This is a genomic window from Agrobacterium sp. 22-221-1 (genome assembly GCF_053522445.1).
The window spans coordinates 34,416-60,093 of sequence record NZ_JBNWCL010000026.1; the positions used below are offsets into that span (position 1 = coordinate 34,416).

Annotated in this window: 25 protein-coding genes, 1 tRNA gene and 1 riboswitch; of the genes, 18 read left to right on the forward strand and 8 right to left on the reverse strand. The window is 59.5% G+C overall.

Going from position 1 to position 25,678, the window contains the following annotated elements; translation table 11 throughout:
• Positions 1 to 164: 164 nt before the first annotated feature.
• The 5 genes from pstC (at position 165) to phoB (ending at position 5,334) form a co-directional block, all read left to right on the forward strand.
• A complete protein-coding gene (gene pstC, locus ACQZ5N_RS24800) occupies positions 165 to 1,649 on the forward strand; it encodes a phosphate ABC transporter permease subunit PstC (RefSeq protein ID WP_448734409.1) in 1,485 nt (494 codons plus the stop codon).
• The gene (pstA, locus tag ACQZ5N_RS24805; RefSeq protein WP_003519987.1) at positions 1,646 to 2,968 is read left to right on the forward strand and encodes a phosphate ABC transporter permease PstA; all 1,323 of its coding nucleotides are present in this window, start codon (positions 1,646 to 1,648) and stop codon (positions 2,966 to 2,968) included. Before pstC ends, pstA begins: the two co-directional genes overlap by 4 nt.
• A 14-nt stretch (positions 2,969 to 2,982) precedes the next feature.
• A complete protein-coding gene (pstB, locus tag ACQZ5N_RS24810; protein ID WP_448734410.1) occupies positions 2,983 to 3,798 on the forward strand; it encodes a phosphate ABC transporter ATP-binding protein PstB in 816 nt (271 codons plus the stop codon).
• 96 nt (positions 3,799 to 3,894) lie between these two features.
• Positions 3,895 to 4,620 (forward strand): phosphate signaling complex protein PhoU, encoded by a 726-nt coding sequence (phoU, locus tag ACQZ5N_RS24815; protein ID WP_003519985.1) that lies wholly within the window; start codon positions 3,895 to 3,897, stop codon positions 4,618 to 4,620.
• A 30-nt stretch (positions 4,621 to 4,650) separates the two neighbouring features.
• Positions 4,651 to 5,334, forward strand: a complete 684-nt coding sequence (gene phoB / locus ACQZ5N_RS24820) for a phosphate regulon transcriptional regulator PhoB (protein ID WP_003493692.1) — start codon at positions 4,651 to 4,653, stop codon at positions 5,332 to 5,334.
• Between the two features lie 381 nt (positions 5,335 to 5,715).
• Here the strand turns inward: phoB and ACQZ5N_RS24825 are convergent, their stop codons facing one another.
• A complete protein-coding gene (locus ACQZ5N_RS24825; RefSeq protein WP_003519984.1) occupies positions 5,716 to 6,249 on the reverse strand; it encodes a GcrA family cell cycle regulator in 534 nt (177 codons plus the stop codon).
• Positions 6,250 to 6,680: 431 nt separating this feature from the next.
• On the opposite strand from ACQZ5N_RS24825, the gene ACQZ5N_RS24830 reads away from it, so the two are divergent.
• The 3 genes from ACQZ5N_RS24830 (at position 6,681) to ACQZ5N_RS24840 (ending at position 10,086) form a co-directional block, all read left to right on the forward strand.
• Complete coding sequence (locus ACQZ5N_RS24830; protein ID WP_448734411.1) at positions 6,681 to 7,880, forward strand: acetylornithine transaminase; 1,200 nt, start codon at positions 6,681 to 6,683, stop codon at positions 7,878 to 7,880.
• Between the two features lie 57 nt (positions 7,881 to 7,937).
• Positions 7,938 to 8,855, forward strand: coding sequence for an ornithine carbamoyltransferase (gene argF, locus ACQZ5N_RS24835; protein WP_003519982.1), 918 nt, complete (start codon positions 7,938 to 7,940; stop codon positions 8,853 to 8,855).
• Between the two features lie 241 nt (positions 8,856 to 9,096).
• Positions 9,097 to 10,086 carry an Hsp33 family molecular chaperone gene (locus tag ACQZ5N_RS24840; protein WP_065654528.1) on the forward strand — a complete coding sequence of 330 codons (990 nt, stop codon included), beginning with the start codon at positions 9,097 to 9,099 and terminating at the stop codon, positions 10,084 to 10,086.
• A 49-nt stretch (positions 10,087 to 10,135) separates the two neighbouring features.
• Here the strand turns inward: ACQZ5N_RS24840 and apaG are convergent, their stop codons facing one another.
• The gene (gene apaG / locus ACQZ5N_RS24845) at positions 10,136 to 10,528 is read right to left on the reverse strand and encodes a Co2+/Mg2+ efflux protein ApaG (protein WP_003503545.1); all 393 of its coding nucleotides are present in this window, start codon (positions 10,526 to 10,528) and stop codon (positions 10,136 to 10,138) included.
• Positions 10,529 to 10,761: 233 nt separating this feature from the next.
• On the reverse strand, positions 10,762 to 11,946 hold the full coding sequence (locus ACQZ5N_RS24850) for an O-succinylhomoserine sulfhydrylase (RefSeq protein ID WP_035265079.1): 1,185 nt from the start codon (positions 11,944 to 11,946) through the stop codon (positions 10,762 to 10,764).
• Between the two features lie 43 nt (positions 11,947 to 11,989).
• A riboswitch (SAM riboswitch) is annotated at positions 11,990 to 12,068 on the reverse strand.
• 73 nt (positions 12,069 to 12,141) lie between these two features.
• On the opposite strand from ACQZ5N_RS24850, the gene ACQZ5N_RS24855 reads away from it, so the two are divergent.
• From ACQZ5N_RS24855 to ACQZ5N_RS24870, 4 genes are all read left to right on the forward strand, one after another.
• On the forward strand, positions 12,142 to 13,239 hold the full coding sequence (locus tag ACQZ5N_RS24855; RefSeq protein ID WP_080818826.1) for a 2'-deoxycytidine 5'-triphosphate deaminase: 1,098 nt from the start codon (positions 12,142 to 12,144) through the stop codon (positions 13,237 to 13,239).
• A gap of 56 nt (positions 13,240 to 13,295) precedes the next feature.
• Positions 13,296 to 13,369, forward strand: a tRNA-Gly gene (locus tag ACQZ5N_RS24860).
• A gap of 137 nt (positions 13,370 to 13,506) precedes the next feature.
• Positions 13,507 to 14,232, forward strand: coding sequence for an aquaporin Z (gene aqpZ, locus ACQZ5N_RS24865; RefSeq protein WP_003519943.1), 726 nt, complete (start codon positions 13,507 to 13,509; stop codon positions 14,230 to 14,232).
• Positions 14,233 to 14,284: 52 nt separating this feature from the next.
• Positions 14,285 to 14,578 (forward strand): hypothetical protein, encoded by a 294-nt coding sequence (locus ACQZ5N_RS24870; RefSeq protein ID WP_003519942.1) that lies wholly within the window; start codon positions 14,285 to 14,287, stop codon positions 14,576 to 14,578.
• A 212-nt stretch (positions 14,579 to 14,790) separates the two neighbouring features.
• On the opposite strand, the gene ACQZ5N_RS24875 is transcribed toward ACQZ5N_RS24870, so the two are convergent.
• Positions 14,791 to 16,722, reverse strand: a complete 1,932-nt coding sequence (locus ACQZ5N_RS24875; protein ID WP_448734412.1) for a glycosyltransferase family 2 protein — start codon at positions 16,720 to 16,722, stop codon at positions 14,791 to 14,793.
• Positions 16,723 to 16,892: 170 nt separating this feature from the next.
• On the opposite strand from ACQZ5N_RS24875, the gene ACQZ5N_RS24880 reads away from it, so the two are divergent.
• On the forward strand, positions 16,893 to 17,654 hold the full coding sequence (locus ACQZ5N_RS24880) for a transporter substrate-binding domain-containing protein (RefSeq protein ID WP_035265120.1): 762 nt from the start codon (positions 16,893 to 16,895) through the stop codon (positions 17,652 to 17,654).
• Between the two features lie 37 nt (positions 17,655 to 17,691).
• On the opposite strand, the gene uppX is transcribed toward ACQZ5N_RS24880, so the two are convergent.
• Positions 17,692 to 18,984, reverse strand: coding sequence for a Wzx-type polysaccharide biosynthesis protein UppX (gene uppX / locus ACQZ5N_RS24885; RefSeq protein WP_168207958.1), 1,293 nt, complete (start codon positions 18,982 to 18,984; stop codon positions 17,692 to 17,694).
• 287 nt (positions 18,985 to 19,271) lie between these two features.
• Between uppX and uppY the strand changes: the two genes are divergently transcribed.
• Entirely contained in the window at positions 19,272 to 20,567 is a 1,296-nt protein-coding gene (gene uppY / locus ACQZ5N_RS24890) for a Wzy-type polysaccharide biosynthesis protein UppY (protein ID WP_059759518.1), read from the forward strand.
• A gap of 26 nt (positions 20,568 to 20,593) precedes the next feature.
• A complete protein-coding gene (locus tag ACQZ5N_RS24895) occupies positions 20,594 to 21,346 on the forward strand; it encodes a polysaccharide deacetylase family protein (protein ID WP_448734413.1) in 753 nt (250 codons plus the stop codon).
• 55 nt (positions 21,347 to 21,401) lie between these two features.
• On the opposite strand, the gene ACQZ5N_RS24900 is transcribed toward ACQZ5N_RS24895, so the two are convergent.
• Positions 21,402 to 22,052 (reverse strand): S24 family peptidase, encoded by a 651-nt coding sequence (locus tag ACQZ5N_RS24900; RefSeq protein ID WP_006313323.1) that lies wholly within the window; start codon positions 22,050 to 22,052, stop codon positions 21,402 to 21,404.
• Between the two features lie 112 nt (positions 22,053 to 22,164).
• Positions 22,165 to 22,815 carry a response regulator gene (locus tag ACQZ5N_RS24905; protein ID WP_035265127.1) on the reverse strand — a complete coding sequence of 217 codons (651 nt, stop codon included), beginning with the start codon at positions 22,813 to 22,815 and terminating at the stop codon, positions 22,165 to 22,167.
• Between the two features lie 243 nt (positions 22,816 to 23,058).
• Between ACQZ5N_RS24905 and ACQZ5N_RS24910 the strand changes: the two genes are divergently transcribed.
• Both ACQZ5N_RS24910 and ACQZ5N_RS24915 read left to right on the forward strand, forming a co-directional pair.
• Positions 23,059 to 23,412 (forward strand): DUF952 domain-containing protein, encoded by a 354-nt coding sequence (locus tag ACQZ5N_RS24910; RefSeq protein WP_059759483.1) that lies wholly within the window; start codon positions 23,059 to 23,061, stop codon positions 23,410 to 23,412.
• Positions 23,412 to 24,503 carry a quinone-dependent dihydroorotate dehydrogenase gene (locus ACQZ5N_RS24915; protein ID WP_080852710.1) on the forward strand — a complete coding sequence of 364 codons (1,092 nt, stop codon included), beginning with the start codon at positions 23,412 to 23,414 and terminating at the stop codon, positions 24,501 to 24,503. Before ACQZ5N_RS24910 ends, ACQZ5N_RS24915 begins: the two co-directional genes overlap by 1 nt.
• 194 nt (positions 24,504 to 24,697) lie before the next feature.
• Here the strand turns inward: ACQZ5N_RS24915 and ACQZ5N_RS24920 are convergent, their stop codons facing one another.
• On the reverse strand, positions 24,698 to 25,027 hold the full coding sequence (locus ACQZ5N_RS24920; protein ID WP_448734414.1) for a helix-turn-helix domain-containing protein: 330 nt from the start codon (positions 25,025 to 25,027) through the stop codon (positions 24,698 to 24,700).
• Between the two features lie 193 nt (positions 25,028 to 25,220).
• Between ACQZ5N_RS24920 and ACQZ5N_RS24925 the strand changes: the two genes are divergently transcribed.
• A complete protein-coding gene (locus tag ACQZ5N_RS24925) occupies positions 25,221 to 25,529 on the forward strand; it encodes a hypothetical protein (RefSeq protein ID WP_448734415.1) in 309 nt (102 codons plus the stop codon).
• Positions 25,530 to 25,678 lie beyond the last annotated feature (149 nt).

The window sequence follows — 25,678 nt, forward strand, 5'->3', positions numbered from 1 at the left end:
GTCGATGGATTACAGATGGATAGGATGTATCAACCTTGACGCTTGCCAGACTATGATACAGTCAGGCGGCAGGCATCATGGGATGGTCCAGCGGTCTCGTTTTGATGACTTTTTGATTTGCCCGATATCGCACCGTGCTCTTGAGGCACGCCGAGGGAACTCTAATGAACACATCGATCCTTTTGCTGATACTGGCGCTCATCGGCATCGGCAGCTATCTGCTCGGCAGCCGCCGTGCCGTCGCCCTGTCTGGCGGTCGCCCCTCCAGCATGCATTCCCGTGCCGGTTATCACGGTTCCTACGCGGTCGTCTGGGCGGTGCTGCCCGCGGCGTTCATTCTCTGTGCCTGGCTCATTGTCAGCCCATTGCTCGTCACCTCGGCCGTGCGCGGTAGTTTCCCCGAGGATGTCCGGGCGCAATCCGAAGCACAGCAGAGCCTGACCTACGGTATGGTGACCTCCATCGCCCGTGGCCTCCAGCGGCTGACGCCGGAGGAAACCGCGCAGGTTGAGGCGGACACGGCTGCAGTCCGGCCGCTTCTGGCATCGAAGGGTGTTGCAATCGCCGGCGATCCCGAGCGGTTCATGGTCGATGCCGCCCACACGCTCAACAGCATGACCTCGACCAGCCGTATCGCGATGATCGCCGTCGTGCTGCTGGCCGCGCTCGGCGGCGGCGCCTATGCGCTGCGCGCGATCGCGCCGCGTTTCCGGGCGCGCAACCAGGTCGAGAAAGTCATTCTCGCGGCCCTGCTCGTCGCCTCGTCCATCGCCATCCTCACGACCATCGGCATCGTCCTTTCGATGCTGACCGAGGCGATCCAGTTTTTCACCATGGTTCCGGCGCACCAGTTCTTCTTCGGAACGGTCTGGGATCCGCGTTTTGCGGCGGCAGGCGCCACCGACTCCTCCGGCCAGTTCGGCCTGATCCCGCTGCTCGCCGGCACGCTTTATATCGGCCTGGTCGCGATGCTGGTTGCGGTTCCGGTCGGTCTCTTCTCGGCGATCTACATGGCGGAATATGCCTCGCCGCGCTTCCGCTCCATGGCAAAGCCGCTGCTTGAAGTGCTCGCCGGCATTCCCACCATCGTCTACGGCTTCTTCGCGCTCACGACGGTCGGTCCTTTCCTCAGAGACATTTCCACGCAGATCAACGGTCTGGCGACGGGCAACTACGCCAACTTCATCCAGGCGCAGAGCGTCATCACCGCCGGCTTCGTCATGGGCATCATGCTGATCCCCTATGTGTCGTCGCTGTCGGATGACATCATCACCGCCGTGCCGCGCTCGCTGCGTGACGGTTCGCTCGGCCTTGGTGCCACGCGTTCCGAGACGATCAAGAGGGTCATTATTCCGGCCGCTCTTCCCGGTATCGTCGGCGCCGTGCTGATGACGGCTTCGCGCGCCATCGGCGAAACCATGATCGTGGTTCTTGCGGCCGGTGTTGCTGCCCGTCTGCAGCTCAATCCCTTCGACCCCATGACCACGGTGACGGTCAAGATCGTCAGCCAGCTCACCGGCGACCTTGAATTCACCTCGCCGCAGACGCTGGTTGCCTTTGCGCTCGGCATCACGCTTTTCGCCATCACGCTTTGCCTGAATATCTACGCGCTTTACATCGTGCGCAAATACCGGGAGCAATATGAATGACCGACATCGTCTCTCCCGCAGCCGGCGCGAGCGCCGTCAACAAGGCCACGCGCCGTGATATCGGCATCAAGCGCCGCTATGCCGCCGAACGCCGCTTCCGTGCCTACGGCATGGCAGCGATTTCTTTCGGCCTCATCTTCCTCTTCCTGCTGCTTTTCTCGGTGGTTTCCAAGGGTTACACCGCCTTCCAGCAGACGATGATCACCGTTCCGGTCGAATTCTCCGAACAGATCATCGATCCGAAAAATGAGCGCGCCACCAATCCCACAAAGCTGATGACGGCCAATTATCCCGTCATCGCCCGCGATGCGGTCGCCAAGGTCCTTGGCGTTGCGCCGACTGACCGCGCCGGCCTTCGCGCCGTCAACCTCCTGATTTCCGACAGCGTGCGCACGCAGCTTCGCGACATCGTCGTTGCCGATCCCGCCGTCATCGGCACCACGCGTACCGTCACGCTGCTGGCGTCGGGCGATGTCGACAGCGCCTTCAAGGGCCAAGTCGATCTGACGGCGGATGAAGCCAATCGCCGCATCTCGAACCAGCAGCTCGGCTGGATGAACCAGCTCGCCGAAAGCGGCCAGCTCGGCAAACATTTCAATACCGGCATCTTCGTCAACGGCGCGTCGAGCCGTCCGGAAGCGGCGGGTGTGGGTGTGGCGCTGATCGGCTCCTTCTACATGATGCTGATCGTGCTCGTGCTGTCATTGCCGATCGGCGTCGCGGCCTCCATCTATCTCGAGGAATTCGCCCCGAAGAACCGTCTGACGGATCTTATCGAGGTGAATATCAACAATCTCGCGGCCGTTCCTTCGATTGTCTACGGTCTGCTCGGCCTCTCGGTCTTCATCAACTTCATGGGCTTTCCGCGCTCGGCCTCGCTGGTCGGCGGCCTCGTCCTGACGCTGATGACCCTGCCGACAATCATCATCGCGACGCGCGCCGCCCTGAAAGCCGTGCCGCCGTCTATCCGCGCCGCAGCCCTCGGTCTCGGCGCTTCCAAGATGCAGACGATCTTCCACCATGTGCTGCCGCTCGCCATGCCCGGCATTCTGACCGGCACCATCATCGGTCTCGCCCACGCGCTGGGCGAAACGGCGCCGCTGCTCTTGATCGGCATGGTGGCATTCGTTGCGAATTACCCGACAACGCCGATGGATCCGTCCACGGCCCTGCCGGTGCAGATTTACATGTGGGCGAACGAAGCCGAGCGCGCCTTTGTCGAAAGGACATCCGGCGCTATCATCATCCTGCTTCTGTTCCTCATCGTCATGAATGTTGGCGCAATCCTGTTGCGTCGCCGCTTCGAACGGCGCTGGTAGAGGGAGCTTGAGCAATGAACATGTTGTCGGAAGCAGCAGTTGAGAAGGCGCTGGACAAGAAAATGAATGAAGTCTCATACAAGATGATCGGCAAGGACGTTTCGGTTTATTACGGCGAAAAGCGCGCGCTTTACGACGTGAACCTCAACGTTCGGGAAAATACGGTGACCGCGCTTATCGGCCCGTCCGGCTGCGGCAAATCCACCTTCCTGCGTACCCTGAACCGTATGAACGACACGATCGACGGTTGCCGGGTCACCGGCAAGATCACGCTCGACACCGACGATATTTACGATCAGGCGATTGACGTCGTGGAATTGCGCGCCCGCGTCGGCATGGTGTTCCAGAAGCCGAACCCCTTCCCGAAGTCGATCTACGAAAACATTTCCTACGGTCCGCGCATCCACGGTCTCGGCCGCAACAAGGCGGATATGGACCAGATCGTCGAGCAGAGCCTGCAGAAGGCGGGTCTCTGGAACGAGGTTAAGGATCGTCTGCACGAATCCGGCACCGGTCTTTCCGGCGGTCAGCAGCAGCGTCTGTGCATCGCACGCGCGGTTGCCGTCAGCCCGGAAGTGATCCTGATGGACGAGCCCTGCTCGGCTCTCGACCCGATTGCGACCGCAAAGGTCGAAGAATTGATCCACGAGCTGCGCACCAATTACACCATCGTCATCGTCACGCACTCCATGCAGCAGGCGGCGCGTGTTTCCCAGCGCACGGCCATGTTCCATCTTGGTCATCTTGTCGAGGAAAACGAAACCGACAAGATGTTCACCAATCCGGACGACCAGCGCACGCAGGATTACATCATGGGCCGCTTCGGCTGATCCCGGCCGACGCTTTATCGAAACCGAACAAGACTGGTGCTTCTGCCGTGCCCGCTTCCGGGTACGCGCATGCAGGCCAAGCCGGAGGACTAGACCATGACACAGACAACGACCCATTCGCACATCGTTTCCGTTTATGACGATGAATTGAAGTTTCTGACTCGCCGCATCGCCGAAATGGGCGGTCTTGCGGAGCAGATGTGCGCCGACGCCGTGCGTGCGCTCGTCAATTCCGATGCCGCGCTTGCCCAGAAGGTCATTTCCGACGATGCGATCCTCGACCACGCCGAGCGCGAGATCGGCGACAAGGCCATCGTAACCATCGCCAAACGCCAGCCGATGGCGGCCGACCTTCGCGAGATCATCGGCACCCTGCGTATCGCCGCTGACCTTGAGCGCGTCGGCGACCTTGGCAAGAACACCGCCAAGCGCGTCATCGCGGTTGCCGGCACCGGCGTGCCGCGCAAGCTCGCCCGCGGCATCGAGCACCTGTCGGAACTGGCGCTGGTACAGCTCAAGGAAGTGCTGGACGTCTATTCCACGCGTTCCGCCGAGAAGGCCAATGCCATTCGCGAGCGCGACGAGGAAATCGACGCCATGTACACGTCGCTCTTCCGTGAGCTTTTGACCTACATGATGGAAGATCCGCGCAATATCACCACCTGCACGCATCTTCTGTTCTGCGCCAAGAACATCGAGCGTATCGGCGACCACGCCACCAATATCGCCGAGACGATCTATTACATGACCACCGGCAGCCAGCCGGAAGGCGAGCGTCCGAAGGACGACAGTTCCAACACCCTCGGTTCGGTGACCGAGTAACAGACAGGCAGCGGCTTGCGGAGTTAGTATATGGTGCCCAAGATTGCAGTTGTGGAAGACGAGGAAGCGCTGAGCGTCCTGCTTCGTTACAATCTCGAGGCTGAGGGATATGACGTCGACACGATACCCCGTGGAGACGAGGCAGAAATCAGGCTGCAGGAGCGTATTCCGGACCTTCTTATCCTGGATTGGATGCTTCCCGGCGTTTCCGGTATCGAACTGTGCCGTCGGCTCAGGATGCGGCCGGAAACCGAGCGCCTGCCCATCATCATGCTGACGGCGCGCGGCGAGGAAAGCGAAAGGGTTCGCGGTCTTGCCACCGGCGCCGACGATTATGTCGTCAAGCCGTTCTCGACGCCGGAACTCATGGCCCGCGTCAAGGCGATGCTGCGCCGGGCCCGCCCCGAGGTTCTGTCTTCGGTGCTGAAATGCGGGGATATCGAACTGGATCGCGAGACCCATCGCGTTCACCGCAAGAGCCGCGAAGTGCGCCTCGGCCCGACGGAATTCCGCCTGCTGGAATTCCTGATGACCTCTCCCGGCCGGGTGTTTTCCCGCTCACAATTGCTGGATGGCGTCTGGGGTCACGATATCTATGTGGATGAGCGCACCGTCGACGTGCATGTCGGACGCCTGCGCAAGGCGCTCAATTTTTCGCATATGCAGGATGTCATCCGCACCGTGCGCGGCGCCGGATATTCAATGGAAGCCTGAGAAAACCGAAACCGATGGTTTCACCTGGGATAAATTCCCCAAAAATCAGAAGGCCCGAGACCGGAACGGTGTCGGGCCTTTCGATTTTGAACCTTCCGCAAACGCGTATCCTTGTTCTTTTGAAGGTGACAGACGGTCTGCTGAAAGCCGGATTGCGCGGTGAAACCTGACAGGAGGAAGGGCGCGGCACGTCGCCGACAAATTCAGAACATTTGCCGCAAGGGCGCATCGCGGTTTTACATCCGGAGAATGCGCGAGAACAGGGATTGGGAGCGCCTCTTAGACAGCGTGCGCTCTATTCCGGAACCACCTTGCGTTTTGCCATAAAAAAACGGGCCCGAAGGCCCGTAGTTTTTGAGTGTCGAATGCGTGCCGCAACACTCAAGCCTTGCGACGCTCGCTTACCGGCTGGTAGGCAAGCTTTGCATGGAACTTGCAATAGGGCGAAGATTCCAGTGCTTCACAACCGCAGAAATGGAAATCATCCTTCAGCGGATCGCCGACCGGCCACTTGCAGGTGCGCTCCGTCAGTTCCGTCAGCGTCAGGCGGCGGGAAATCGGTGTAACGACATTTTTGGAGGGAACGTAATCGAGAACTTCGGCAGTCTCGATATCGATCTCCTCGTGCAGCGCCGTCGCCGCGCTCGAACGGTTCAAGGCGCGTGCAGGTGCTGCGCTGACGCGGGTCGCGAAATTCGTCGCGCGCGGGGCAGGGGCGGCGGTGCGCTTGGGCGCGGAACGCGCCGACGTAACCGGGCCGCCGGCCTTCACGCGTCCCGGCAGGTTGAGGCGATGGACCTTGCCGATGACGGCATTGCGGCTCACACCGCCCAGCTGTGCTGCTATCTGGCTGGCGCTAAGCCCCTCGGACCACAATTTCTTGAGTTTTTCGACCCGTTCGTCTGTCCAGTTCATGCCGCTTCTCCGCTTGTCGCGTATAATGTCGGCAGAATCCTTCTCCGCCTCGCGGGCGTGCCGCGAGCGTGGTTTCTGCCTGATTTTTGGTGACTAGTTCCGCCGCAATGCAGTCTAGTAATTAGCGATTAACCTAGTGCCACGCAGACTCCGTGGCAAGAGTCGTGGGAATCATCTCGAATCGATTTTCCGGTTTTCCCCAACTTGCTGGCGAGTTGAGTCTGAAAGGCAACACCTTGGGCCTCGTCTGCCGCCACCTACTAGGGCTTGAGAAGCCCGGGAAACGCGGACTTTTGTTGACATCGGCAGGCGAAGTGACAATAGTGCCCCTGCCGCCGCGAGGCGGCATTTTTGATTTTCAGGCAAGGGATAACCCCGGAAGCCTATTGACAACCGTCTGACAGCGCATCCGCGCAAGGAGTGATACAGCCATGGCCGAAGCCGCCGCGCCATTGTTCGATACGTTTGCAAGAGCCCCCCTGCGCTTCGAGCGAGGCGAGGGCGTCTGGCTGTTCACGGAAAACGGCGAACGATATCTGGATTTTGCGGCCGGCGTCGCGGTCAACTCGCTGGGCCACGCCCATCCGCACCTCGTGGAGGCGATCAAGACCCAGGCCGAGAAGGTCTGGCACGTCTCGAACCTTTATGAAGTACCGGGCCAGGAAAAGCTTGCAAAGCGCCTGACGGAAGCGACATTCGCAGACAAGGTCTTCTTCACCAATTCCGGGGCGGAAGCGCTGGAATGCGCGATCAAGACCGCCCGCCGTTATCATTATTCCAAGGGGCATCCGGAGAAATTCCGGATTGTCACTTTCGAAGGCGCCTTCCATGGCCGCACGCTGGCGACGATTGCCGCCGGCGGCCAGCAGAAATATCTCGAAGGTTTCGGCCCCAAGGTCGAAGGTTTCGACCAGGTGCCCTTCGGTGACGTCGATGCGCTGAAAGCCGCCATCACGGCCGAGACGGCCGCGCTTCTGATCGAGCCCATTCAGGGTGAGGGCGGCATTCGCGCACCAGCCAAGGAATTCCTGCAGCTGCTGCGGTCGCTCTGCGATGAGCATGGCATGCTACTGATTTTCGATGAGGTCCAGACCGGCGTTGGCCGTACGGGCAAGCTCTTTGCCTATGAGCAGACGGGCGTTGCACCGGATATCATGGCGGTTGCCAAGGGTATCGGCGGCGGTTTCCCGCTCGGTGCCTGCCTTGCGACGGCGGATGCCGCTTCCGGCATGACGGCGGGCGTGCATGGCACCACCTATGGCGGTAACCCGCTGGCCATGGCTGTTGGCAATGCCGTGCTCGATGTCGTCCTCTCCGAGGGCTTTCTGGAAAAGGTCCGTGATGTCGCGCTGGTCTTCCGCCAGGGCCTTGCTTCGCTGAAGGATCGTTATCCTGACGTTATCGAGGAAATTCGTGGCGAAGGCCTGCTTCTCGGCATCAAGGCCAAGGTTCCATCGGGCGAGCTGTTGCAGGCCATGCGCGCCGAGCATCTGCTGGGTGTGCCGGCGGGCGACAACGTCATCCGTCTTCTGCCGCCGCTCGTCACCACCGCGGAAGAGGCCCGCGAGGGTCTGTCACGCGTGGAAGCGGCCGCCGCTTCCCTGACAGCGAAACAGGCAAAAATCGCCTGAGGAAACAATAAAGGGCGGGCCTCTTCCCCGAGGCTCGCGAGCATGGGACAGTTTGAAATGGCTTCACCTAAACATTTTCTGGACCTGTCGGCCGTCAGCTCGCAGGACCTGCGGGCAATTCTCGACGATGCCCGCGCACGCAAGGCCGCCACCAAGGCCGGAACGGCGGAAAAGCCGCTTGCCGGCAAGATGCTGGCTATGATCTTCGAAAAGCCCTCCACCCGTACCCGCGTCTCCTTCGATGTCGGCATGCGCCAGCTCGGTGGCGAGACGCTTTTCCTCTCCGGTACGGAAATGCAGCTCGGCCGTGCCGAAACGATCGGCGATACGGCCAAGGTGCTGTCACGTTATGTCGACGCCATCATGATCCGCACGACGGATCATTCGCGCCTGCTGGAGCTTGCTGAACACGCGACCGTGCCGGTCATCAACGCCCTGACGGATGACACGCATCCCTGCCAGATCATGGCGGATATCATGACCTTCGAGGAACATCGCGGCCCGGTCAAAGGCAAGACCATTGCCTGGACGGGCGACGGCAATAACGTCCTGCATTCCTTCGTGGAGGGCTCAGCCCGTTTCGGTTACCGCATGACGATGGCCGTGCCGATGGGCTCCGAACCGCATGACAAGTTCCTGAACTGGGCGCGCAACAATGGCGGCGAGATCATGCTGTGCCACGACGCCGACAAGGCCGTTGCGGGTGCGGACTGCGTCGTCACCGATACCTGGGTGTCCATGAACCAGGAACACAAGGCGCGCGGCCACAACATCTTCCAGCCCTATCAGGTGAATGAAGCCCTGATGGCCAAGGCGGAAAAAGACGCGCTGTTCATGCATTGCCTGCCGGCGCATCGCGGTGAGGAAGTGACGGATGCCGTGATTGACGGTCCGCAATCCGTCGTCTTCGACGAGGCGGAAAACCGCCTCCACGCGCAGAAGTCCATCATCGCCTGGTGCATGGGCGTCATTTGATGAGCAATCGCCCGGCCTGACACGCGTCACGCCGGGTGCTTGAACTTGACCGCATAGATTACCATCTGTGGGACTTCGAAGAGGCTCGTCGGTTTTGCTGGCGGGCCATCATCACGATTTGCACGTTTTTCCCCGGAAGCGGTTTCTCTTCCCGGGTCTCTGTGCGACAAGCAAAAAAGCACATTTTAAAAGCCGGACTTTTGGACGGTAGCGGCGCCACGGCTGCGCCAGGGAGTATGACATGGCAGATGTAACGGTTGAACTGGACGATCTCGATTTTGCTGGCGACGACAAGGTTGTGCCCTTTCAGGTCGAAGGTCTGGATGTGCGCGGCCGCGCCGTGCAGGTGGGTCCGCTGCTGAATGCCATCCTCGAGCGGCATGACTATCCCCCGGCGGTCGCCCGCCTGCTGGCGGAAGCGACCGTTCTGACGGCGCTGATCGGCACGTCGCTCAAGTTTTCCGGCAAGCTGACTGTCCAGACCAAGGGTGACGGCCCGGTCGACCTGCTGGTTGCGGATTTCACCGCGCCGGAAAGCATGCGCGCCTATGCCCGTTTCGATGAGGAGCGGCTGGCGGAGGCGATTGCGGCCGGGGCGACGTCGCCGGAGCAATTGCTCGGCAACGGCATTCTGGCCTTCACGATCGATCAGGGGGCGGGCATGCAGCCTTATCAGGGTATCGTGCCGCTCGATGGCTCCTCGCTGGAAGACATTGCCGGGGTTTATTTCCGTCAGTCAGAACAGCTGCCCACCCGTGTGCGGCTGGGCGTTGCCGAGTTCTTCGACCGTGATGGCGAAGGCAAGCCGCGTCATGGCTGGCGTGCGGGCGGCGTTATCGCGCAGTTCCTGCCGCAGGCGCCTGAGCGGCTGCGCATGCGCGACCTGCATGGCGGCGATGGCGATGAGGGCGGTCACGAGGTGCAGGAAGACGATGCCTGGACCGAAGCGGTAACGCTGCTGAACACGGTGGATACCGACGAGCTGACCGATCCGCAGGTGCCGGTGGAACGCCTTCTCTTCCGGCTTTTCCATGAGAGCGGTGTGCGCATCTATGATCCGCAGGCGGTTTTCGACCGTTGCAGCTGCTCGCGGGACAAGATCAAGGGCGTGCTGTCCGGCTTCACCGCCGAGGAGATCGAGGCGAGCGAGGAAGACGGCGCCATTGCCGTGACCTGCGAGTTCTGCTCCACGACCTATCGCTACGATGTCAGCGAATTTGAGAATGCCTGAATGAAAGCCGCGTCCTGAAGGGCGCGGCTTTTTCATTGCCGGGTGAATGTCAGTTCAGGACCCGCATCAGGCCGGGTGAATCCAGCGAAAAGGCGGGTATGGTGACGTTGAACACCTCGCCATTTTCCGTTTCCATTTCATAATGGCCGAACATCAGGCCGGAAGGTGTATCCAGCGGGCAGCCGGAAGAATATTCGTAGCTGTCGCCCGGTTTCAGATGCGGCTTCTCACCCACGACGCCCGGCCCATAGACCTCATCCACCTGTCCGTTCTGATCGGTGATGTGCCAATAGCGATTGACGAGGGTAACCGGGATATCGGAATTGTTCGCGATCACGACTTTGTAGCCCCAGACGTAACGATCGTCATCCGGGTCGGATTGTTCCTCGAGATAATACGGATCGACCGTTACCTCGATATCCCTTGTCAGAGCACGATACATACGCGCCACACCTCGATATTATGCCTGCCGCCGCATCCTACACTATAGGCTCTGGCTATCGTCAAGAAAATGAATGACTTGACGGGCAGGAGGCGTCTCCTGTTGCGCTGTTTTCCACCGTTAGGGATAACGGTAAAGGTAAATATTGGTTGCCTGATGCGGTCTTTTTAGACCGTGCAGGCGAACCATGGCCCGACACGCGGTCAGGCCATGGCGATTTGCAGATTGAATTTTCAGGCCGAAACGGCCGCCAGACCCTTCGCCAGATCCTCCAGCAGATCGTCGGTATCCTCGATGCCGCAGGAAAGGCGCAGGGTGCCGCCGGAAATGCCGAGTTCGGCACGCGCCTCGTCGGTGAGGTTTTTGTGCGTCGTCGTGCCGGGGTGGGTGATGAGGCTCTTGGCGTCACCGAGATTGTTGGAAATCTTGACGATCTCAAGCGCGTTCTGCAGCTTGAAGGCCGCTTCCTTGCCGCCCTTCAGTTCGAAAGCCACAAGCGTCGAGCCGCCGGACATTTGCCGCGCGATGATATCGGCCTGCGGGTGATCGGCGCGGCCGGGATAGATGACCTTGGCGACCTTGCCGCTATCGGCGAGAAAATCGGCGATTTTGCCGGCATTGGCCGTCTGCTGTTTGACGCGCAGCGGCAGGGTCTCGATGCCCTTCAGAAGCGTCCAGGCATTGAAAGGCGACATGGCCGGGCCGGTATGGCGGAAATAATCCTGCAGCTCTTCCTCGATCCACTTCTTGTCGGAAAGGATCACGCCGCCAAGGCAGCGGCCCTGGCCGTCAATATGTTTGGTTGCCGAATAGACGACGATATGCGCGCCGAGTTCGAGCGGCTTCTGGAAAAGCGGTGTGGCGAAGACGTTGTCGACCACCACCTTCGCGCCGATCTGGTTGGCGAGCTTCGCCACGCCGGCAATATCGATGATTTCAAGCGTCGGATTGGTCGGGCTTTCGAGGAAGAACAGCTTGGTGTTCGGCTGGATCGCCTTTTCCCAGTTTCCGAGATCGCGTCCGTCGATCAGCGTGCATTCGATGCCGTATTTCGGCGCGAGCGTTTCGACCACCCAGCGGCAGGAGCCGAAGAGGGCGCGGGCCGCAACGATATGGTCGCCGGCGCGCAGCTGGCACATGATGGCGGCGGTGACGGCGGCCATGCCCGACGCAAGTGCGCGGGCGTCTTCAGCGCCTTCCAGCAGGCACATGCGCTTTTCGAACATGTCGTTGGTCGGGCTCGCATAGCGGGCGTAGATGAACCCATCCGTTTCACCCTTGAAGCGCGCTTCGGCGGCTTCGGAGTTTTCATAGACGAAACCCTGGGTCAGATAGATCGCTTCCGACGTTTCACCGTAAGGGGAGCGTAGCGTACCGCCGTGAACGAGCTGGGTTGCCGGGCGCCATTTATTGCTCATGTGATCACCTTCAAAACAAAAAAACCGGCCGCGAAAGCAGACCGGTTCCTAGCACCCGGTCTTTTTAGCCACTTGTTTAACGTGGCTGCAAGCCGACCGGCCAAATCACCACGGGATAAGCTTGCCATACTGCCGTTACCGGCTTGCGTCAATGCTTTCCTTTTGGTTTTGTCGCCGTAAAAAGGAATGATGACCATGACGAGAACCACGGGCATTTTGGCGGATGGCGCAATCAAGGCGCTGTTTGCGGGCGGCAAGCTGAAGAGCGAGGCCGATCTCGATGCTGATCAGGTGCAGCCCGCCAGCCTCGATCTCAGGCTCGGCTCGAAGGCCTATCGCGTGCGCGCCAGTTTCATGCCCGGCCCCGGAAACCGCGTCATCGACAAGCTCAATCGTCTCAGCCTGCACGAGATCGACCTCACCCAGGGCGCGGTGCTGGAAACCGGTTGTGTCTATATCGTTCCCTTGATGGAGAGCCTTGCGCTGCCGGCGGACATGTCGGCCTCGGCCAATCCGAAAAGCTCGACCGGCCGTCTCGATATCTTCACCCGCGTCATGACTGATAGCGCGCAGGAATTCGACAAGATACCGGCGGGTTATGCCGGCCCGCTCTATCTGGAAATCAGCCCGCGCACCTTCCCAATCGTGGTGCGACGCGGCTCGCGCCTGTCGCAGATCCGCTTCCGCATCGGCCATTCGCTGCTCAACGAAAGTGAACTGCTGAAGCTGCACGAGACGGAAACGCTGGTTGCCAGCGACACGCCCAACGTGACCGGCGGCGGCATCGCGCTCTCGATCGACCTCAAGGGTTTCGGTGAAAACGGGTTGATCGGTTATCGCGGCAAACATCACACGGCGGTGGTGGATGTCGACAAGAAAGCCCAGCATGACGTTCTCGATTTCTGGGAGCCGCTCTATGCCCGCGGCCGCGCCGAACTGATCCTCGACCCGGATGAATTCTATATTCTCGTCTCGCGCGAAGCAGTCCACGTTCCGCCGCTCTATGCGGCCGAAATGACACCCTTCGACCCGTTGGTGGGCGAATTCCGCGTGCACTACGCCGGCTTCTTCGATCCCGGCTTCGGCCATGCGCAGGCGGGCGGCACCGGCAGCCGCGCCGTGCTCGAAGTCCGCAGCCACGAGGTTCCCTTCATCCTCGAACACGGCCAGATCGTCGGCCGGCTGGTTTACGAGCACATGTTGCAAAAACCGGAAGGCCTCTATGGCACCGGCCTCGGCTCCAATTATCAGGCGCAGGGGCTGAAGCTCTCCAAGCATTTTCGCGCCGAATAACCAACCCGGCGGGTGCTTGACACCCGCTGCGAACTATCCGATGTCTTATGCGCGGCGCGGGTGTAGCTCAATGGTAGAGCAGCAGCTTCCCAAGCTGAATACGAGGGTTCGATTCCCTTCACCCGCTCCATTTTCCAGACATCTGACACTCTTCCTGTGCCGCGTTTAGCCGCCATCGTGTCGGTCGTTGCGCTAATATGCAATTTAGCTTGACTACGATTAAATTGCACGTAATAGTTGATGCAGTCGTAACATAGGGGAAGTGTTATGAGTCGCAAACTTCTTTCGGAATTTCTGGGAACCTTTTGGCTCGTGTTCGGAGGATGCGGCAGTGCGGTTTTTGCCGCCGGCTTTCCTGAACTCGGTATTGGCTTCCTTGGTGTCGCTTTTGCTTTTGGTCTGACGGTTCTGACCATGGCCTATGCGGTTGGCGGCATTTCGGGCGGTCATTTCAATCCGGCCGTTTCAGTCGGCCTCACCGTTGCCGGTAAATTCCCGGCAGCGAACCTCGTGCCCTACATTGTGGCGCAGGTTCTGGGGGCGATCGTCGCGGCTGCGGCGCTTTATGTCATCTTCACTGGCAAGGCGGGGGCTGAAATCGGCGGTTTTGCCGCCAATGGTTATGGTGAACATTCGCCGGGCGGATATTCTCTCGTATCGGCGCTGCTGATCGAAGTCATCCTGACGGCGTTTTTCCTGATCGTCATTCTGGGCTCAACGCATGGCAGGGTTCCTGCCGGCTTCGCGCCGATCGCCATCGGTCTTGCCCTTACCCTTATTCATCTGATTTCCATTCCGGTCACTAACACATCCGTCAATCCGGCCCGCTCCACGGGACAGGCATTGTTCGTTGGCGGATGGGCGCTGCAGCAGCTCTGGCTGTTCTGGCTCGCTCCGATCCTCGGCGGCGCCATTGGGGCCGTGATCTGGAAAATCTTCGGCGAGGAAGAGAAGGCCGGCCATGCCGGTTCGGTTCAACCTGCGCAGACATGAATAAGAGGCTTTGTTTCCTCGAATGGTCGGGGAAACGACTGAGGAGGATGACATGGATCTTGCTTCGATATTGGCCCAGATCGTCGGCGGTGCGGTAGGCGGCACGGCAGGCGGAAAGATAGTGAAGGACTCCGATCTTGGTTCGCTTGGCAATCTGATTGCCGGCGCCATCGGCGGTCTCGGCGGCGGAACCGTGCTTGGTTCGCTGCTCGGCGCAGCGGGAGATGCGGCAGCCGGCGGCGTGGATATCGGCGCTCTCGCCGGCCAGCTCGTTGGCGGCGGTGTCGGCGGTCTGATCGTGCAGATCATCGTCGGCCTGATCAAGAACAAGCTCGTTACCAAGTAGAGCGGTTCGGTCGCCTTCAGGATGAAATGACGGACCTTGCCGAAGGAGGAGCTTCGTTCGGCAAGGCACTGGTTCCTGTTATCGATGACGGCGGTAGTGGAAAGTGTGAAGTGGCTTTGCTGGCAGCAGCAATGTGAGTGAAGCCATGAGCCGCTGCCGCGGCTGGTCGAAAGAAGTATCAGGACTGTTTTGGCTCTGCCGAAGATGCCGGATCATGAGGTATTTTTGGCGACCGGCGCGTGTGGTGTCTTGTTCCATGCGAAGGGTTTGGTTTTGAGTTCCACCACGGCCCGCCAGGCCGCGATGGACAGCATCAGCCAATATGCGGGCATTGCCAGCCACCGCCTTCCGACACGCCTTCTTTCATAGGCAATCATTCTGCTGCGGCCCATCAGCACGAAGATCGTGTAGCTTCCGACGATATTCAGCACATCGATAAAAAACAGAAGACCCTGCCAGGTGAGTAGCAGGTCAGCACCATTTTCCCGGAGGGCGATGGTCATGAATGCCATGGAAACGAAGAGCAGGGGGTGCGCCAGCGACGACAGAAGCATGCCGCCGATCAGCAGTTGAAAGACCACATAGGCAAACCATCCCATGTCGCGCGCGGTCGCAAAGGGCGCACGGGTCATCACCAGCCAGCTTTGCAGCCAGCCCTTGTACCAGCGTGTTCGCTGGTTCAGCCACACGGATAGCAAGGTCGGCGCATCCTCCAGCGTTTGTCGCCGGATGACGCCGCAACGATAACCCAGCCGATGCAGCCGGAGGCCGAGATCGGCATCCTCAGTTACATTATAGGGGTCCCAGGCGCCGGCCTTCCGCAGCACGGCGGTCCGGAAATGATTGGAGGTGCCGCCAAGCGGCAACGGTAAGCCGTGTGCGGCAAGGGCAGGTAACATGCAGCGGAAGAGACCGGAATATTCCAATGCGAAACAGGCGCTGAGCCAGGAAGAAGAGGCATTGCTGATGATAAGCGGCGCCTGCAGGCAGGCCACCTCGTCCGGCTCGTTGCGGAAGGTGGCATAGGCTTCGCGCAATTGCTGCGGATGGGGCCGGTCCTCGGCATCATAGACCACAACGAATGCGCCACGCGCGCCGGAAAGCGCGTAAGTGAGGGCTTTGGGTTTGGTGCGCGGCAGGGAAGGCGGCACCCTGACGACCTCCATATGCGGGCCGGGATTCATCCGCTGGATCGCCTCGATCGTCACGCCGTCGTCCGCCTCGCAGACAAGCTTGATGTCCAGCCGGGATTTGGGCCAGTCCAGACGTTCCAATGCGCCGATGAGCTGCCCGACGACGGCCTCTTCCCGGTAAAGCGCCACCAGAACAGTATAGACAGGCAATTCGTTTTCCTGCCGAAGAGGCAAGGTGGCGTCCTTTTCCATGGGGAGATGGAAGAGCGCAAACAGCCTGAAAAGCAGGGTCAAAAGGTAAAACATCGTCAGGGTGACATGCAGATACGTAAATGCCGCTTCCGTGTAAAACAGTAGCGACAGAATGAGCAGGGTAAGGAGAACGCCGCTGCAAAAACCCTGCTGGCCATGCAGCGTGATCCTGGCGGAATGGTGCGGCGCCGTGTTGAAAAGCCGCTGCTGGGTTTCCGCCGAGCGGCGGGCCTCGCCCGCTTTCCAGATTGCGCTGCGCATGGCCTGCGGGGTTGTCACGGCAAAGTCGTCGAGAAGACGCGGATGCTGATCCAGCATGTTTTTCAGCGACGCCATCCGCGCCAGTTCCGGCACGATCAGCAGCGTCGGTGTGCCGTTCAATGGTGTCAGCCGCAGGAACCTCGGCTCGGAGAGCTGAGTGTCCAGTCTGTTCAAGTCCATCACCCGGTCCGGCCCGATTTCCGGGAGAAACGGCAACCGCAGGAATCTGGCGAAGGCACCGAAATAGGCATCCGTCGTGACGAGACCGCTTGCCAGCAATTCGTCCTCCAAAGTCGAGCCATTTTCCAGAGCCCGTTGTTCGAATGCCTTGATATAGGGCCTGCCCAATCCCAGCGAAGAGAGAAAGCGGGCCTGTCTGGCCTGGTCCTGTTCGGAAGCGGTTGGGAGTGGATTTTCACTGACATGGGAAAATGCAATTTTTCGTGTCGCCGGCGTCGTGCGAAACGAATCTCGTGTATATTGCCTAAAATAATCCATGCATCGCCGCCGCCGTCATGGTAACGCCCCACTTCCTGTTACGGATAGTATAGATGAGAATGACGAGTGTAACGCGGAATATAAGTCTCGGATTTACTTTAGCTTTCGCTTTACAATTTACTGGTTTTTTTAGCGATGTACGTGCGGAAGGCCTGTCGGACGGCAACCGGATGCCGGTGCTGTTCGATGCGCAGGAGCGGTTTCCGGGCGGCGATCTTTCTTCCGTTCCCCGCATCAGATTTCTGATGTCGGTCGATTTCCCGCCCTTCAATTTTACCGATCAGGAAGGCCGGCTTGCGGGTTTCCATGTCGATCTGGTGCGTGAAATCTGCGCCCAGTTGAAGGTCGAAAGCAAATGCCAGGTGCAGGCGCTGCCGTTTGACGAGCTGGAGGCGGCTTTGGAAATGGGTGAGGGCGAAGCGGTGATTTCCGGCCTCGCCACCACCGCCGACCTGCGCAAGAGTTTTACCTTCTCGCGGCCCTATCTCCTGATGCCCGCCCGTCTTGCTGTGAACAAGGCGGCGAAATTCACCGGCTCCGGTGCCGATGCGCTTTCGGGAAAGAAGGTGGGTGTGGTTGCCGGCTCGCGGCACGAACAGATGCTGAAGGCGTTCTTTCCAAAGGCCGCGGCCGAGGGCTTCGATGGCTACGAGCCGATGTATGACGCGCTGAAGAAAGGCAAGGTGGACGCCATCTTCGCCGACGGTCTGCGCCTGCCTTTCTGGGTTTCGGGAAGCGCTTCCGAAGGCTGCTGCGCACTCTTCGGCGGTCCCTATATGTCCGACAGGTTTCTCGGTGAAGGCCTGTCCATCATGACCGTCGATCCCGACAACGTGCTTGTTCCGGCTTTCGATCAGGCGCTGGCGGCCCTTTCCCGCAACGGCCGGCTGGAAGAAATCTACCGGCGTTATTTCCCTTATGGGCTCTATTAGGGTGAGCCGGCCACCGGATAGGTGCTTACGCCAGCTCCTATTTGGCTGGCGCGAAAACCTCTTCATTGCGGCGCAGGCGCAGCAGCGCGATCCATACGGCGGCGGCGATGGCGGTTTCCACCATGAAATAGCTGCCGATCGTTCCCGAAATGCTGAATGACCAGGTGAAGAAAGCGACGATGACGGAGCCGATGAGGTTGCCGCTGTTCCAGATCTTCGCGCGAATATCCTGCCGTCCTGATGCACCGAGCGCCTCGAGCGCGGTGGCGGCAACGGCCATGGGCAGAACCGCCCAGCAAAGCACGCGGGTGATGATGGGTAGCGAAACATATTCATCGCCGAACAAAAGCGGCAGGAAGGGCGCGATGATGAAAATGACGAGCGCACTGCCGGTCGCGATGAAAAGTGCGGCCTTCAGCACGTTATAGGCGCGTTCTATGGTCTTGCTGATGCCCTGCAGGGCGGCGGAAGCCGAACCCGGATAGATCAGCCGGTTGAGGGCCTCGACGGAGAGATAGGAACTGTCGAGAATGCGCCGGGCGATGGAATAGCTGCCCAGCACCTCGGCGCTGGCGATGGCGCCGAGAACGAGAATATCGGCATTGCCGCGCACGGCCTTGAACAGGAACTGGGTGGAAAACAGGACACCGATGCGGATTTCCTCACGCACGATGCGGAACACCGGGCTGCCGAGTCTCGCTATCGCCTTGACCGAGATCATGGCCGCAATGGTGTGGGCCGCAAGGTTCCACAACGCCCATGCCTCTACGGTTTCCACCTTGAAGATGAGGCAGGCGACCACCGCGGCAATGGTGCGGGCGACGGCAAACATCACTTCCAGCTTGTTGGCGGAGGCGAAGTCGGAATGGGCGATGAAGCTCTGCGTGGAAAGCGAGATGACTTTCAGGAGGACGAGGTTCGTGAACAGGATCAGGAAGGTGGTGATCAGCGTGTGCAGCAATGTTTCCGAGGTCGGGAAAAATACCGGGATCGTCACCATGCCGATGATCGTCAGAACCACGCCTGTCGCGGCGCTTAAAAGATAGCTGTGGCCGAGCATGACGGGAAACATGCTGCGATCCTGCGCGACACGGCGGATCAGCGATTCCTGCGAACCGATGCCGCAGATCTGGACGCCGAGATTGGTGACGGCCGTGATGGAGGCGTAAAGCGCGAATTGTTCGACACCGAGATGGCGGGCAAGCAGCGCGAAGGTCAGAAGCTGGGCGGCGCTGGACATGAGGAGCGCTCCGCCGGATGCCATGTAGGTCAATCCCAGTCTGACTAGATGGCCGAGCCGCGGCGTATTGAACGACACCTCATTCTCCATGTTTTCCGGCATTGCCGGGCGAATTCAAAAATGACTGCGCTGCTTTTTAAAATCTGGCGAACTGAAAAAGCCGCAACCGGCCAATAAAGTGAAAGTCCGCGACCCGAATGAATGGCAGTTTATCCTGTCTTATCCCTCTTGAGGTAAGAGAGGGTTAAAGCAATTGCATAATAATGATGATAATGACTGTTTATGGTTATTTGGACATGGCCCTGTTTCAGAAGGGTTTCGTTGTTCGTCACAAGGCAGGCCAATGATCCGACTATCCATTTTCGATGCAGGCGACCATGCCGCGTTTGGCTGATACGCAGCCCGTCTCTGCGCAAGGCAGCGCCATTTCCCTTGCCGGCAGCCGGCGCGACGCGTTTTTTTTCGTCGCCACCATGCTCTATATCTGGATTTCCGTCGCGCCTTTCGAAAATCTCGCAGCACCGCCCGTGCCGCACGCCGCCGCAAACCAGCTGACCGGCCTCGTGATCGCATTGATCCTCGGCGTTTTTGCGCTGCGCCACCGGCTGACGGGGCTTCTGCTGCGGCCGCGGCTGCCCATTCTGCTGCTGTTCTTCTGGCTGGCGATATGCTCGGTGGTTGGAACCCAGCCCGGCACGTCGCTGCAACGTCTGATCTTCACGGCGCTTCTGTGCTTCATCACCAGCGTCCTTGTCGTCATGCCGCGCGACCGGCGGCAGTTCGACCGGATGATGGCCATCTTCGCCATCATTCTCTTGGCGCTGTGTTATCTGGGGGTGATCTTCCTCAGCTCGCGCTCGATCCATCAGCCCTATGATCTCGATGAAAAAGCGCTGGCGGGTGACTGGCGCGGTATCTTCAATCACAAGAATGCCGCCGCGCCGGCGATGATCATTCTCTTCATGATCGGGCTTTACCTGCGCAACGCCTGGTCGACGCTGGGCGGCATCGCCATCACGCTGCTGGCAGGGTTCTTCCTGTGGAAGACCAACGGAAAAACCGCGGCCATGCTGCTGCCCGTCACCGTGGCGCTGATCTGGATCATGGAAAGGCATGCCAACCGCACCCTGCTGATGATTGGCGGTCTTCTGGCCTTCATCAACATATCCGCGGTCGGCTCCACCTATTTTCCGAGTATACAGAATTTTGTCGAAGGCCTGGGCATCGATTCCACCTTCACCGGGCGGACGGACATATGGCGGCTATCCTTCGACACTTTCGCGCAATCGCCGATCTTTGGGCAGGGGTTCCAGGCATTCTGGACGAGCGACCGGCTTCTGTCACAGGCCGATATTGCCGGCACCTGGGCGGTAACGGCCTTCCATGCCCATAATGGCTATATTGAAAGCCTGCTGAACGGCGGCCTGCCGGCCTTCATTCTCACCGTCATCTGGCTGGTCATCATACCCGCGAACGATTTCCGCACGGCGGTGGATAAGGGCACGGATCCGGGCCTGACCCGACTTTTTGCGAGAATTTGGGTGTATGCGTTACTTTCTTCGTGTTTAGAGAGTAATTTCTTTACCGGAACCGGGCCTATCTGGTCTTCTCTTCTAATCGCAATCTATTGTTTGAGGCATCAGGCTTACGACATACTCGAAGAGGGACAGTAATTTGCAGACAGGCCGGGGGGCTTTGTATGACGCAAAAAATCGGGACTTTTACAGACCGGATCAATAACCGGCTGGTGCGCTATTTGCCGGGACCGGCGGTGCGGATCGAAACGTCCGAACCGATCGTGTCCTTCACATTCGACGATGTGCCGGCAAGCGCCTGGACGGCGGGTGCGCGCATTCTGGAAAACGAGGGCGTTTGCGGCACGTTTTACATCGCCGGCGTGTTCATCGACCAATACGATGAACAACAGCAGATGATTTCCGCGAAAGGCTGCTCGGAACTGGCGGCAGCCGGCCATGAGCTCGCCTGCCACACCTTTTCCCATCGCAAACTCTCGAGCTTTTCCCGACGGGGACTGGAGGAGGATCTCGATCGCAATGACCGCGTGCTCGGCTCGTTCGATGCAAGCCGCCACGGGCGCAATTTTTCCGTTCCCTTCGGCATGGCCTCACCGGTCATGCAGCCGCTGCTGCGACGCCGGTTCAGGACGGCGCGCGGCATCATGCCGGGGATCAACCGGGGCAGTGTCGACCCGCATAATCTTGCCGCGGTCGAGTTGCGTTCGGATCAAAACTACCTCGACGCCGCCGATGGCTGGCTGGAGGATGTTCTGCAAAAAGGTGGCTGGCTCATCATCTTCACCCATGATGTTTCGCAGATGCCGAGCTTTTACGGTTGTCCGGAAGGCAGATTTCAGGGTCTCGTCCGCAGGGCGGTGTCGGGCGGTGCGAAGATCATGACGGTCGATGCCGCCGCAAGGACACTCGGTCTTTAAAGGAATATTCTCAGCGCGCGTGCCCGGTCGATACCGCGGAAAACGCAGTTGCGGGTTATTGGCTGGCCCAGATGATGCGGGCGATCCATTCCACATCGGCCATGTCGAAGCTGCGGTTCGGATGTTCCGGGTTGAGCGAAAGAAGCTCGATGTTTTTGGGGCTTTGCCGCGCCAGCACCTTGGCCATCACTTCGCCGTCGCGGCTTTTCAGCACCACGCGGTCGCCGCGCCGCACCTGTGCGCCCGGCTCAACGATGAGAATGTCGCCGTCACGGTATAGCGGCATCATGCTCTCGCCCTGCACCTCCAGCGCATAGACGCCCTGTTTGCGCTCGGGAGAGGAGGGGAATTCCACCACATCCCAGCCCTGACCCGCCGGAAAGCCGCCATCGTCGAAAAAACCGCCGGAGCCCGCCTGCGCGAAACCGAGCAGGGGGATGGCATTGTCGGCGCCGGAGGGCTGCATGGTCTGCGCCCTGCCGAAAGCATAACCGAAAAACTGGTCGACGCTTGCCCCCGTTGCCTCCAGCACCTTGGAGACGGATTCCGTCGAAGGCCAGCGTTTGCGGCCATCCGGCCCGAAACGTTTCGATTTATTGAACGAGGTCGGATCGAGGCCGGCGCGCTTCGCCAATGCCGAAGGCGTTAGCTGGTGGCGTTCGGCAAGCGTATCGATGGCGCTCCAGATCGTCTCGTGTGACAGCATGATAGAAAGCCCGCAAGTGGAGCCGATAGCGGAAAAGCTCCTGTCGTTTACTGACCGGAATCTAGACCATATCCGGTCAGGAGTAAAGCAAGGAAAGGAATAAAATCCTTTTCTACGCCACCATGGCCGATGTATTTATCTTGGCGAGCTGGATCACCGCTTGAGTGCGGCTGTCGACCTTGAGCTTCAGCAGGATCGCGGAGACATGCGCCTTGATGGTGGCTTCGGAAACATTGAGCTCATAGGCGATCTGCTTGTTGAGCAGTCCTTCGGCCAGCATGCCCAGAACCCGGCTTTGCTGCGGCGTCAGCGTTCTGAGCCTGCCGATGAGATCGGCCACGTCAGGATCCTGTTCCTTGTCGCCCTGATGACCTGCGGGTATCCAGACATCGCCTTCCAGAACCGCACGGATGCCGTCCCTGATATCGTCGATACCGGAGGATTTGGAAATGAAACCGGAAGCACCGAGTTCGATGGAGCGGCGCACGGTGGTCGCATCGTCCGTTGCCGAAACGATGACGATCGGCAGGCTGGAGAATTCCGCCCGGAGCGCCATCAGGCCTGAAAATCCGCTCACCCCCGGCATTGCGAGGTCGAGAAGCATAAGATCGGCGTCGTTGCGCGCTGCGGCTGCACTTCGGGCGGCCTCGAAATCCCCGGCTTCAATAATGCTCTGTTGCCCGTCGAGGCCGGATACGGCCTGTTTCAGGGCGCCGCGAAAAAGCGGATGGTCATCTGCTATGATAATGACAAGTTCCGACATTCTGGCCCCCTCCCAAGGGCGTTATGCGGTTCTTTTTCTGATATTGGCTCACTCCCATTTGCCAGCGGTCGAAACACGTCCGGCTCCTCCGCCAAAGGTTGCGCCAATCGGTCCTGCATTACAAGGAAAAGCTTGTGGACAGGCGGTCTTTCAGGCTCTCCGCAATAAAAATGCCGTGGAAACTGTGGACAATCTTCGAGCTTTGCGGCAAATCCCGCTGAGTGGAAAGCCTTGGAGAGCCCTATGCAGGAAACGCCCGCGATCATCTATAAAATCGTGCCGGAGACGTTATGGAGCGCGGCAAAGGCGAAGGGCGTCTTCGAAGGTGCGGCCATCGACCTGACGGACGGCTTCATTCATTTTTCAACGGCAAAACAGGCGGCAGAGACCGCCGCACGGCATTTTTCCGGCCAGGTCGATCTGCTTCTGATCGCGGTCGACGGCGCGGCCCTCGGCGACAAGCTGGTTTATGAACCCTCCAGAGGCGGCGATCTTTTCCCGCATCTTTATGCGCCTCTTCCCTTGACCGCCGTGCTTTGGGAAACGCCGCTTTCGCTCGGTCACGACGGCCAGCACCAGTTTCCGGAGATTTTGTGATGAGCGGATTATTTTCCTCTATCGGCCGCAAGGGCCTGTTTCTGGTCGATCCGGAAAAGGCGCATGGCCTGTCCATTGCGGCGCTGAAAAGCGGCTTCCTGCCCACCTGCATGGTGCCGCACGATCCGCTTCTGCAGCAGACCGTGGCTGGCCTCGTTTTCCCCAATCCGCTCGGCATGGCGGCGGGTTACGACAAGAATGCGGAAGTGCCGGGGCCGCTTCTGAGGCTCGGTTTCGGCTTTACCGAAATCGGCACCGTCACGCCCAAGGCGCAATCCGGCAATCCCAGGCCGCGTATCTTCCGTCTGGTCGAGGATGAGGGTGTCATCAATCGCCTCGGCTTCAACAATGAAGGCCATGCGGCCGCGCTGGAGCGTCTGAAGCAGGCAAAGCTGCGCGGCATCGTCGGTGTCAATATCGGCGCCAACAAGGATAGCGAAGACCGCATCGCCGATTATGTGCAGGGCATCGAGGCGTTTTATTCGGTTGCATCCTATTTCACCGTCAATATTTCCTCGCCCAACACGCCCGGCCTGCGCGATCTTCAGGCGCGCGAAAGCCTTGCCGCGCTTCTCGCCGCCGTGCTGGAACGCCGGAAAGTGGAAGCCGAACGCTTCGGCAAACGCATCCCGGTCTTCCTCAAGATCGCGCCCGATCTGACCGAAGAGGGGCTGGACGATGTTGCGGAAGAGGCGCTCGCCCATGATCTCGATGGCCTGATCGTTTCGAACACCACGCTTTCCCGCGAAGGCCTGAGGCCGGGCCCGCACAAGGGCGAGGCAGGCGGTCTCTCGGGCAAGCCGCTCTTCGAGCTTTCCACCACGGCTCTCGCCAAGATGCGCCGCCGCGTCGGCGGCAACCTGCCGATCATCGGCGTCGGCGGTGTGTCATCCGCAGAGACCGCTTTGGAAAAGATAAGGGCAGGGGCCGATCTCGTGCAGCTCTATTCCTGCATGGTCTATGAAGGCCCCGGCCTGCCCTCGGCCATCGTCAAGGGCCTATCGAAGCTGGTCGCCCGCGAGGGCGTACAGTCCATTCGCGACCTGCGCGACAGCGCGGTGGACCGCTGGGCGGATCGCAAGCTCGGCTGAGCGCACGATTTACCGAAAAGGCGCTCAAACCTCTCATCCGTCATCCTCGGCCCCGTGCCGAGGATCTAGTCACGTCGAATAAAATCAATCGGTTGCAGATTCTCGGGACAGGCCCGAGAATGACGTCGGGATGTATGCCGACGTTTGCTATTCATCGGACGACGCAGGCGTGTCTGGCAGGTATGAGGCCGCTTTCAGTCGGTGAGCACGCTCAGCATCCTGTCGGCACGGACCAACTGGTCCTCGTTCAGGCGCGAGAGCTTGGTCTGAATCTTCGAAAGGATGCGCGTCCTGTCGCTATCCGTCGTCACGATCACCCCGACGCCGAAAAAAACGACCTCCGGCACATCCAATATTTCCGATAGCTTCTCTATCGTCATGAATGATGGCGAAGCATTGCCACGCTCGATCCTGCTTATCATTTCGGCCGACAGCGATACTTTCTCGGCAAGCTCCGCCTGCGTCAGGTATTTCGCCTTACGCAGATTACGCAGATTTGTTCCGAATATGACTGCAAGTGGCACGCCGTACCTCCGACCTTACATTCGGAGGCGCGACTTAGTAAAAGAAGGAATTAATATTACGATATTGGGATAATTCGTAATATAATTGCGAATTTTGCGATTTATTATAAATAATAATTTGTTGTTTCTGCATTTTATTCTATCTAAGACTGCGGGGTATTTGACGATCTGTCGGATTTATTGGTCGCGAATTATGGTCGATTTCCTTCTGCTCATTTGGAAATGGCTGGCAATCGCGGCGGCGGTATCGCCAATCCTCGTTGCCGTCTGCTGGACCCTGTGGGAGGCCGTGTTCTTGCCGCGTTTCACTCCCCGTGCAGAAATCGAAGGGATTGCCGAGCAGGTGATGCGGGATCACCCCAATGACCCAGAAGAATGGGCGCTGATGGAAGAATATGCGGCCTGGCACCGCAGCCGGAGCTTAGAACAGGGGAAATGGCGACGTGTCCGCGAGGCGATCAATCGGAGACTAAGGGCTGGCGACGGGCTGTCCGCTGGCTGAAGAGGCGTGTCTATATAATCCAAGCGCTGGCGGCTGTTAAAAAGGGGGGCTCAAACCTCTCCTCCGTCATCCTCGGGCTTGTGTGGAGGATTTGTGGTTTACTGGATGCATCAGCCGGGCATCGCAAACCCGGCTGATGCAGGCAGGCG

Coding starts and splice junctions, on each gene's coding strand:
- pstC (WP_448734409.1), top strand. CDS start 165: ATGAACACATCGATCCTTTTGCTGATACTGGCGCTCATCGGCATCGGC.
- pstA (WP_003519987.1), top strand. CDS start 1,646: ATGACCGACATCGTCTCTCCCGCAGCCGGCGCGAGCGCCGTCAACAAG.
- pstB (WP_448734410.1), top strand. CDS start 2,983: ATGAACATGTTGTCGGAAGCAGCAGTTGAGAAGGCGCTGGACAAGAAA.
- phoU (WP_003519985.1), top strand. CDS start 3,895: ATGACACAGACAACGACCCATTCGCACATCGTTTCCGTTTATGACGAT.
- phoB (WP_003493692.1), top strand. CDS start 4,651: ATGGTGCCCAAGATTGCAGTTGTGGAAGACGAGGAAGCGCTGAGCGTC.
- ACQZ5N_RS24825 (WP_003519984.1), bottom strand. CDS start 6,249: ATGAACTGGACAGACGAACGGGTCGAAAAACTCAAGAAATTGTGGTCC.
- ACQZ5N_RS24830 (WP_448734411.1), top strand. CDS start 6,681: ATGGCCGAAGCCGCCGCGCCATTGTTCGATACGTTTGCAAGAGCCCCC.
- argF (WP_003519982.1), top strand. CDS start 7,938: ATGGCTTCACCTAAACATTTTCTGGACCTGTCGGCCGTCAGCTCGCAG.
- ACQZ5N_RS24840 (WP_065654528.1), top strand. CDS start 9,097: ATGGCAGATGTAACGGTTGAACTGGACGATCTCGATTTTGCTGGCGAC.
- apaG (WP_003503545.1), bottom strand. CDS start 10,528: ATGTATCGTGCTCTGACAAGGGATATCGAGGTAACGGTCGATCCGTAT.
- ACQZ5N_RS24850 (WP_035265079.1), bottom strand. CDS start 11,946: ATGAGCAATAAATGGCGCCCGGCAACCCAGCTCGTTCACGGCGGTACG.
- ACQZ5N_RS24855 (WP_080818826.1), top strand. CDS start 12,142: ATGACGAGAACCACGGGCATTTTGGCGGATGGCGCAATCAAGGCGCTG.
- aqpZ (WP_003519943.1), top strand. CDS start 13,507: ATGAGTCGCAAACTTCTTTCGGAATTTCTGGGAACCTTTTGGCTCGTG.
- ACQZ5N_RS24870 (WP_003519942.1), top strand. CDS start 14,285: ATGGATCTTGCTTCGATATTGGCCCAGATCGTCGGCGGTGCGGTAGGC.
- ACQZ5N_RS24875 (WP_448734412.1), bottom strand. CDS start 16,722: ATGGATTATTTTAGGCAATATACACGAGATTCGTTTCGCACGACGCCG.
- ACQZ5N_RS24880 (WP_035265120.1), top strand. CDS start 16,893: ATGCCGGTGCTGTTCGATGCGCAGGAGCGGTTTCCGGGCGGCGATCTT.
- uppX (WP_168207958.1), bottom strand. CDS start 18,984: ATGGAGAATGAGGTGTCGTTCAATACGCCGCGGCTCGGCCATCTAGTC.
- uppY (WP_059759518.1), top strand. CDS start 19,272: ATGCCGCGTTTGGCTGATACGCAGCCCGTCTCTGCGCAAGGCAGCGCC.
- ACQZ5N_RS24895 (WP_448734413.1), top strand. CDS start 20,594: ATGACGCAAAAAATCGGGACTTTTACAGACCGGATCAATAACCGGCTG.
- ACQZ5N_RS24900 (WP_006313323.1), bottom strand. CDS start 22,052: ATGCTGTCACACGAGACGATCTGGAGCGCCATCGATACGCTTGCCGAA.
- ACQZ5N_RS24905 (WP_035265127.1), bottom strand. CDS start 22,815: ATGTCGGAACTTGTCATTATCATAGCAGATGACCATCCGCTTTTTCGC.
- ACQZ5N_RS24910 (WP_059759483.1), top strand. CDS start 23,059: ATGCAGGAAACGCCCGCGATCATCTATAAAATCGTGCCGGAGACGTTA.
- ACQZ5N_RS24915 (WP_080852710.1), top strand. CDS start 23,412: ATGAGCGGATTATTTTCCTCTATCGGCCGCAAGGGCCTGTTTCTGGTC.
- ACQZ5N_RS24925 (WP_448734415.1), top strand. CDS start 25,221: ATGGTCGATTTCCTTCTGCTCATTTGGAAATGGCTGGCAATCGCGGCG.